This window comes from Bacillus cereus group sp. BfR-BA-01331 (assembly GCF_022663915.1).
Classification (GTDB): Bacteria; Bacillota; Bacilli; order Bacillales; family Bacillaceae_G; genus Bacillus_A; species Bacillus_A mycoides.
Map to the genome: position 1 here is coordinate 1 of NZ_JAKUGJ010000059.1, position 8,506 is coordinate 8,506.

Consider the following 8,506-nt stretch of genomic DNA (forward strand, 5'->3'; position numbering starts at 1 on the left):
ACTTCCTTATGTTAACATCTTCGTTAGTTAATGTCAACTAAGTTTTTCATTTTGTTTGCCGCGTTCTGCGTTATTGCATCGGCGACTTGTTCTATATTACACCTCTATATCCTAATCGTCAATACCTTTTATCCTTTTTATTTTATAAATTCTAAAGGGTATTGAACCTTCTTCATTTATACTCCGTTCCTAGAGATTAATAAACTGGTGCAATCACTTTCATAATCGACAGTTTATACTTTCTTACTTACACCTTTCTAAAGAATGAATAGCAAGCCAAACAAATATATATTAAAGGTAGCACTTTTTATTTCGAGTACATTCCAGCTGCATTCACAATTATCTCCTACCACTTCTCTCTAGGAATTATAAATACACCATGCATTTACTAAAAATCTAATTAACTTAGGAGGCGTTATGAAATGCATGTTAATAAGAAGATCATTTATGTATCCCATGATGCCCATTTCCACGGAGCACAGCTGCTTTCTTTACATACTATTAAAGCTCTTAAAGAAAACTTTCATTACTCCGTCGCAATTATTTCTATTGGAACGGGCATTTTAATCCACGATTTTCAAAAGTATGGTCCTGTTTATTGCCTAGAGGAAGACTACCCAACAGAAAAAAGGGTCGAATTATTAATAAAGAAGTTACTATCACAAGACTATACCATCGCCATATGTAGTACCGTCATAAGTGGTGATATAGTTGCATTACTAGCTAAACACAATATAAAAGTTATTTCATTAATACATGAATTGCCGCATTTAATACAACAGTACTCTGCCGAGGGGAAAGCTAGAAACATTGCCCAGTTTGCTTACAAAATTGTCTTCCCTTCACAGTACGTGTATGAAAAATTCCGTACAATCACCCAATTAGATCATCAAAAATGTCACATCCTCCCTCAAGGCTTGTTTAACCACAATCCTTATAAGAACAATATTGCAAAAGCTAGAAGCGAATTACGAAAAAAACACAACCTGCCTCTAGATAGCAAAATCATTTTAGGAGTAGGTTTCGCTGATCATCGGAAAGGGATAGATTTATTCTCACTTATTGCTTACTCAGTAAGAAAGGTTCATACGAATATTCATTTTATCTGGGTCGGGAGAACGGATGTTCATTTCTTTAACACACTATCCCCAAGATATACAGCACATTTCACATTAGTTGAGCCTACTCCAGATATCGGTTTATATAACGCCGGGGCTGATTTATATTTGTTAACTTCAAGAGAAGATCCTTTTCCAAACGTGGTTTTAGAGGCATTAGATACAAAAGTACCTGTTATAGGGTTTAAAAACGCTGGAGGTTTTGAAGATGTTGTTACGGAACAAACTGGCGCCTTAGTAGACTTTTTAAATTTACCGCAGGTGCTGGAAAGAATATATGAATTTATTGGAGATGAAGACTTACGATTACAAAAAGGGCGCTTTGGCCAAGAGCTTATTGAAAAAGATTTCAACTTTCTTCATTACATTTATCAACTGTTAAACCTACTTGATCATAATTACAAAAAAATAAGCGTAATCATACCGAACTATAATTACGAAAAATACTTATCTAACCGAGTTAAATCCATATTAAACCAAACCTATCCCCTTTACGAACTAATTTTCCTAGACGATGCCTCTACTGACAATAGCGTATCTATATTTGAACAGCTGCTCTCAAACGAAAATAAGCCCCACCTAAAAGTTCAGCAGATTATTAATGATAAAAACTCTGGTTCTGTATTTAAACAATGGATAAAAGGCATCTCTGCAGCAACCGGTGATTATATTTGGATTGCAGAGGCCGATGACTTATGTGATCAGACATTTTTAGAAGAAGTAATCCAAGGGTTTCATATAAATCGTGATGTTACCTTAAGCTACACACAATCAAAACAAATAGATGAACAAGGAAATATCCTAGCCAATCATTATTTAGATTACACAAATGATATTGATAAAGAAAAATGGAAAAGTTCTTATTTCCGAAAAGGGATAGATGAAATACAAGATACATTACTTATCAAAAACACCATACCTAATGTCTCAAGTGTAGTTTTTAAAAACATAGATATAAAAACTACAGAAAAACAATTAGAAAAGTTTAAAGTAGCTGGTGATTGGTTTTTCTATGTTTCTATTCTTAAAGAGGGGAACATTTATTTCAATCCAAAACCGCTAAACTATCATAGACGACATACAAATAGCGTAACGAGAACAGAAGATTCATATTCCCATTACAGTGAAGTTGTACAAATGCAGAATTTCATTAAAGAAACCTTTACTATCGACGACATTTCAAAAAAGAAAATGTACACATATAGAAAGTACCTTAAAGCATATTTGAAGATTTAATGATATATTTTCTTCGCCATCAGTATCTCTTGTAAAACGTTACTATCATTTAAGGGGGGTTACTCTTTGAAAGAATTTATAGAAGCAAATAAAGATTTGCTTTCTCAAATTGCACACAAATACAATGTAAATGCAAGTATCCATCCAGAGGATCATATCTTTCAATTCCTTGTCACTAATCCAGTCTTCCCATCTAAAAAAGAAGCGATAGATTATTATTTTCAAGATGGGAGAAAATCTGCAGAAACACTTTTAGATTTAATTACTTCCTTTTATCCCCCTATAGACACTCCAATTAAATTATTAGAATTCGCATCCGGATATGGCTGCGTAACACGTCATTTATTAAACCAACAAACGAACTTAAGTATAACTACCTGTGATATACATGAAGAGGCTATTACTTTTATTGAAAACAAATTAAATACTTCTTCTATCTTATCTCACCCTGAACCTGAACAAGTAAAATTGGCCTCGTCTACGTATGATATCGTCTTTTGTCTATCCTTTTTTTCTCATATGCCCGATACAACTTGGTTTCGTTGGCTTCAAACATTGTATAATGCTGTTTCTCCTGAAGGCTTACTCATTTTCACAACTCATGGTTATCAAAGTAAAAAGTACTTCAGCTTTCCAGATTTAAATAAACAGGGTTATTGGTTTCTCCCTTCTAGTGAACAATTGGATTTAGATGTTCATCAATACGGGCAAACGATCGTTAGTCCCTCTTACGTATGTGACAAAATTAAATTATTACCCTATAACCCTGTCATCAAAAAATACACTGAAGGTTTTTGGTGGGAACATCAAGACCTTTGGGTAATAAAAAAAGAAATAAAATAATAAACCACGCTCTACTGATACAAAAGTAGGGCATGGCTTATTATTTTTTACTATATAAGAACTCTTCAATCCATAGCTTATTTAATCTAATTCCACTTTTGAAATCTATTTTCGGTTCCCAATTACATTCTCGTCTTACTCTATCTATATTTAAAATGATTTTTTGAACATTTTCTTGCCTTTGTTTATAGCAGGTAAAGTCCACTTTTCTTTCCGTTAATTTCTCCAATTCTACTATAATTCGCTTTAAAGAGAGACCCTTTCCGCTCCCTATGTTATACACACAAGATTTCAAACGATTTAATTGTGATAGTTGTATAGTGATTTCAACTAAATCATCGATATAAATATAATCTCGAATAATCTCTTGTGGATTCCCATATATATTAATCTTGTCATTACTGAGATGCTGATACAAAAAACAATTTATTGCCCCAACTTTCTTTAAAGGATTTTGATATTTTCCATATGGATTAGAATATCTACATACAACATAGTCAATTCCGTATTTTTTCTTATAAAAGTACAAGTAATTTTCAAGCGACACTTTTGTTATTCCATAAGGAGAAAGTGGTTTTAATGGATGTCCCTCATCAATAGGTAAATATTCCGGTTCACCATAAACCGTGCCTCCAGAAGATGCTAATACAATTTTTTTAACAGGAAAATTTTTAACACTTTCCATGAAGTTAAGAAAAAAAAAGCTACTGTTTATATCTCCGAAAACATCTTCAATTGAAGTTGCTACATTAGACGTTGCAGCTAAATAAATAATAATATCCACACTCACTAAAGCTTTATATATATCTTTAACATTCGCTAAATCACCTTTAATAAATTCAACTTCACTTATAATATTTTGAGGAAAATTATTTATATGTCTGGAAAATACTTTTACATTTTGACCCTGTTTTAATAAACCTATTGCGAGGTTAATACCAATGAAACTATTTCCACCTACTATTAAATAATTATTCTTCCTCATAATATCCTCTCTAGTAATAAAATTTTTACTCGTCACACCTAGAAATACAAATAAATGAACTTGGTCACTTCTATTATTCATCCTCTTATAATTGTATGCTCCTTATAGATTTTCATTATCTTTATTTTATATTTTCATTTTAGAATCGCTATCTTATCCAAGATGACCACAAAAAACACTCATAATATTTACTCATTTCCATGAATATATTGGATTAATAAAAACTTCCTTTCCCATATTCTCACTCGTTTATTCTATTTAAAGAACCCTCTCCGTGAATAAAACTTTCAAAAAGGAGTACTAAATTTATGAAAAATGTAAATCAAGAGCTTTTAAATCATGTAATGCTACATAAAGATCGAATCCCACATTTCCATAAAGACTTTCCACTTATACTATTCTGGAGCCATAGAAGCGGATGTACCACATTAGCTAATTGGTTCTTTTTTCAAATTGGATTATTTCCTGAAGCAAAGAAATACCATGACTTTATTCATTACTATGAGTTCTGGGTGTATAAAAACAATACAAATTACATACCCGAGTTACAAAATGGTCTTCTAGAAGCAAAAAAAGATGTTTATAAACTTGTGCGAAACCCCTATACAAGGGCGGTCAGCTCCTTTTTATTGCTTGCTGACAATCCATATGCTAGCCCTCAATGGGAAAGTATCCGGCATTATTTTTATAATGACAAATATAGTAATCAAGGAATATCATTTAAACAATTTTTATATTACGTTCAAGCATTCGGTTCCAATTCCCTAGCAATAGATATACATTTTAGTCAGCAATACGTCCCAGGTGAAGAAAACTTCATCCAATGCTATATTCCTTTAGAAGATTTTAATACACAAATCACCAAGATAGAACACACGTACGATTTGACTAAATCAAATTTAGCGCTTCTTATAAATTCAGATCATCACCGTGCTCATAAGATGCTTTATACGGGAAGCTATGCAGAACTTAGCATTACAGATGCATCCTTCCCCCGCTTTCCAACATATGAAAGCTTTTATGATAAAGAAACCCTGGATTTAGTTACAGAAATATATGCACAAGACTTTGAAATGTATCCGTACACAAAAGGGATATTCTAAGTCGATACATTCTTCAATGAATAAAAGCGAATGTATCGCATAGCATAAGGTGAAACTTTAATTAGCGTGGGGTTCTCTCCCGCTAATTATTCCATTCTACCAATCTCACTTTTATGAGTTCCCTAATTTCCACCCACTCTCTTTGATTTCGCTGATTGTTGACGTGTGTGTCATATGCATTTTTTTACACAGGAGTGATGTCATGTGGAAGGTAATTTGAAGCACAATAATGGATATTGCGTTATTTGTGAGAAGAAAGCTACATTTATAGAGCATAATGATTGGCTTAGAGATCACTACTTATGTTCTACATGCCACTCTATACCAAGGCAGCGCGCTCTAATTCATGTTTTAAATACATTTTTTCCAAAATGGGGTTCCTATCATATCCACGAATCCTCTCCTGGAGGAATTACAACTCAACTACTAATAAAAAACTGCAAAAACTATACATACTCTCAATACTTTAAAAACTACCCTCTCGGCCAATACTTTCAAGGGATTAGATGCGAGAACTTAGAAGACATGACTTTTCAAAATGAATCTTTTGATTTATTCATTACTCAAGATGTCTTTGAACATGTAATGGAGCCAAACAAAGCCTTTAAAGAAATAGAGCGTGTATTAAAGCCTGGCGGCGCTCATGTGTTTACTGTCCCTTGGTATCATACACTCACAAAGACTTTACCAAGAGCAAGAATCAATAAAGAAGGAATCGAATATATTGAGGAGCCAATTTATCATGGTAATCCTATTGATGAGAACGGGTCTTTAGTAACATTTGATTGGGGTCAAGATATGATTGAATATATTTATACACATGCAAATATGTATACCATTGTTTATTTACAAAAGGATAGATCACTGGGGTTAGATGCTGAATTTCTACATGTTTTTATTAGTAAAAAACACGAAAATGATTTTTAGGCACTATATAATATGGAGGTTAACAAATGAATAACTTTGAGTTAGGAAGTGATTTTGATAACCTTGTTAGCCCGCTTTCTGATGTTGAACTTCTTAATCTATTTATACAAAGTTGCTCACAAACAAAGATAAATGGCATCCCAGTACCTATATTCCCCTCCGAAGAAATTCAACAACAGTTTGTAGGTGCTTCCTATGAACATGCTCTTTATGAAGCATATTTGTTTTATAGCCTTGTAAAAACATATGCCCATAATTTAGGCGTTCCCTTGAATAAAGAACGGAAAATTTTAGACTTTGGTTGCGGATGGGGAAGAATCATACGCTTCTTTTTCAAAGATGTTCGCCATAAAAATTTACTTGGTATTGATGTAGATCCTGCAATGATTAAACTTTGCAACGAAACGTTAGGAAGAGGCAGGTATAAAATAGCTCCCCCACAACCTCCTGTAAAATTTATTAATGACAATTCATTAGATATCATATTCGCTTATTCTGTATTCTCACATTTATCCGAAGAAACCGCAGAAAATTGGATAAAGGAGTTTTCAAGAATTCTTCGTCCAGGTGGAATCTTCATCGCAACAACACAAGCACGCTATTTTCTCGATTTCTGTCAACAATTTAAGGAACACCCTGAATTAATTCAAACTGGGTGGCATAAAACTTTATCTCAAGCTTTTCCAGATATAAATCGTGCCATCTCGGATTATGAAAGCGGCAATTTTATCCACAGCCCTACGGGAGCTGGAGACGTTAGAAACAGTAGCTTCTATGGGGAAACCGTTATACCTAGAACTTATATTAAAAACCACTATGAGAAGTATTTAAAGCTACGGGACTTTTTTGATGATACAAACCGGTTACCCCAAGCTCTATTTGTTCTCCAAAAAGATTAACTCTTTTCGCTCATTGTATAATGAAGATCATTTTGTATCTCAGCCGTATATATTAAATCATCAAAGATTTCCATATCAAGCAAACTGCACAAAAGAATTCATTATGCAGCATAAATACAGTAAGTAAATAACATATTTCATGTTTTAACTAGATTCGAAAAATCAAAAGTAACTTCCCACCACTTGAACTACGAAGAACATAAGGGGGATATATCTTGAAAATAATCGCTTTTTACTTACCACAGTTTCATCAAATAAAAGAAAATGACCGATGGTGGGGGAAAGGGTTTACTGAATGGACAAATACTAAAAGTGCACGACCTTTATTTTCAGGACATTACCAACCTAGAGAACCTTATCAAGATTTTTATTATGACTTAACCACCCCATCCGTAAGAAAATGGCAAGCAAAAATCGCCAAAGCACATGGCATATATGGTTTTTGTTATTACCATTACTGGTTTAAAGGGAAGAGGCTATTGGAGGCACCCTTTAATGAGGTACTTAAGATGAAGGAACCAGATTTTCCATTTTGCCTTTCTTGGGCAAATGAACCGTGGACAAAAACTTGGGATGGTCTTGATAGTCACATATTAATGCCTCAAAATTATGGAGAATTATCGGATTGGAAAGAACACTTTGAGTATTTATTGCAAGCTTTCCAAGATGAGAGATATATCCGTATAGACGATAAACCACTATTCATTATTTATCGTCCCGGGCATATCCCTCATTGTGAACAAATGCTTCATTATTGGAATACACTCGCACAAGAAAATGGTTTGAAAGGTATATACTTTGCAGAAACATTAAACAGCTTTCCACTTCCTAATATAAATGGATTTGATGCTAGCATTCAATTCGAGCCTTTTTATACAATTGCTCATGATAGCTCTTCAGACATAAATAAGACAATATATGAGTCTGGTAAACAAATAAACGCTTGGGATTATGATAAAGTGTGGATGTATATACTAAAGCGATCTCCTCCAGAGAAAAAAACATTTCCTGGTGCCTTTGTTGACTGGGACAATACAGCACGCCGCAAAGACTTAAATAGCAGCATCTTCCTAGGTTCTACCCCTAGTAAGTTCACGATATACTTAAGCAAACAAATCCAGCGTACCTATTCTCTTTACAACAGCGAGTTTTTATTTATTAATGCGTGGAATGAATGGGCAGAAGGTACTTACTTAGAACCAGATAAAAGGCATGGATTCGCCTATTTAGAAGGAGTTAAGCAGGCAATTAACAGAGGTATGAAAGCATACAAAAAAGACGAGTCATTCTGACTCGTCTTAAAGTTGCTTGGCGACGTCCTACTCTCACAGGGACAAGGTCCCAACTACCATCGGCGCTAGAGAGCTTAACTTCCGTGTTCGGTATGGGAACGGG

General features: G+C 33.9%; 7 protein-coding genes and 1 rRNA gene. 6 read left to right on the forward strand and 2 right to left on the reverse strand.

Annotation, left to right across the window (positions count from 1 at the left end; genetic code table 11):
• Nucleotides 1-422 precede the first annotated feature (422 nt).
• Nucleotides 423-2,354 (forward strand): glycosyltransferase, encoded by a 1,932-nt coding sequence (locus tag MR155_RS30130; RefSeq protein ID WP_219300576.1) that lies wholly within the window; start codon nucleotides 423-425, stop codon nucleotides 2,352-2,354.
• Between the two features lie 66 nt (nucleotides 2,355-2,420).
• A complete protein-coding gene (locus tag MR155_RS30135) occupies nucleotides 2,421-3,197 on the forward strand; it encodes a class I SAM-dependent methyltransferase (RefSeq protein WP_242311997.1) in 777 nt (258 codons plus the stop codon).
• 40 nt (nucleotides 3,198-3,237) lie between these two features.
• Here the strand turns inward: MR155_RS30135 and MR155_RS30140 are convergent, their stop codons facing one another.
• Nucleotides 3,238-4,182 carry an NAD-dependent epimerase/dehydratase family protein gene (locus tag MR155_RS30140; protein ID WP_242312002.1) on the reverse strand — a complete coding sequence of 315 codons (945 nt, stop codon included), beginning with the start codon at nucleotides 4,180-4,182 and terminating at the stop codon, nucleotides 3,238-3,240.
• Between the two features lie 308 nt (nucleotides 4,183-4,490).
• Between MR155_RS30140 and MR155_RS30145 the strand changes: the two genes are divergently transcribed.
• The 4 genes from MR155_RS30145 (at nucleotide 4,491) to MR155_RS30160 (ending at nucleotide 8,403) form a co-directional block, all read left to right on the forward strand.
• The gene (locus MR155_RS30145) at nucleotides 4,491-5,285 is read left to right on the forward strand and encodes a sulfotransferase family 2 domain-containing protein (protein ID WP_242311998.1); all 795 of its coding nucleotides are present in this window, start codon (nucleotides 4,491-4,493) and stop codon (nucleotides 5,283-5,285) included.
• Nucleotides 5,286-5,489: 204 nt separating this feature from the next.
• Entirely contained in the window at nucleotides 5,490-6,212 is a 723-nt protein-coding gene (locus tag MR155_RS30150; RefSeq protein ID WP_242311999.1) for a class I SAM-dependent methyltransferase, read from the forward strand.
• A gap of 26 nt (nucleotides 6,213-6,238) precedes the next feature.
• Nucleotides 6,239-7,111, forward strand: coding sequence for a class I SAM-dependent methyltransferase (locus tag MR155_RS30155; RefSeq protein ID WP_242312000.1), 873 nt, complete (start codon nucleotides 6,239-6,241; stop codon nucleotides 7,109-7,111).
• 215 nt (nucleotides 7,112-7,326) lie between these two features.
• Nucleotides 7,327-8,403 carry a glycosyltransferase WbsX family protein gene (locus tag MR155_RS30160; protein ID WP_242312001.1) on the forward strand — a complete coding sequence of 359 codons (1,077 nt, stop codon included), beginning with the start codon at nucleotides 7,327-7,329 and terminating at the stop codon, nucleotides 8,401-8,403.
• Nucleotides 8,404-8,417: 14 nt separating this feature from the next.
• On the opposite strand, the gene rrf is transcribed toward MR155_RS30160, so the two are convergent.
• Nucleotides 8,418-8,506 (reverse strand): 5S ribosomal RNA (gene rrf / locus MR155_RS30165); the annotation flags it as partial.

What these genes read in the sequence shown, in the direction of transcription:
- MR155_RS30130 (WP_219300576.1), top strand. Translation starts at nt 423, where the DNA reads ATGCATGTTAATAAGAAGATCATTTATGTATCCCATGATGCCCATTTC.
- MR155_RS30140 (WP_242312002.1), bottom strand. Translation starts at nt 4,182, where the DNA reads ATGAGGAAGAATAATTATTTAATAGTAGGTGGAAATAGTTTCATTGGT.
- MR155_RS30155 (WP_242312000.1), top strand. Translation starts at nt 6,239, where the DNA reads ATGAATAACTTTGAGTTAGGAAGTGATTTTGATAACCTTGTTAGCCCG.
- MR155_RS30145 (WP_242311998.1), top strand. Translation starts at nt 4,491, where the DNA reads ATGAAAAATGTAAATCAAGAGCTTTTAAATCATGTAATGCTACATAAA.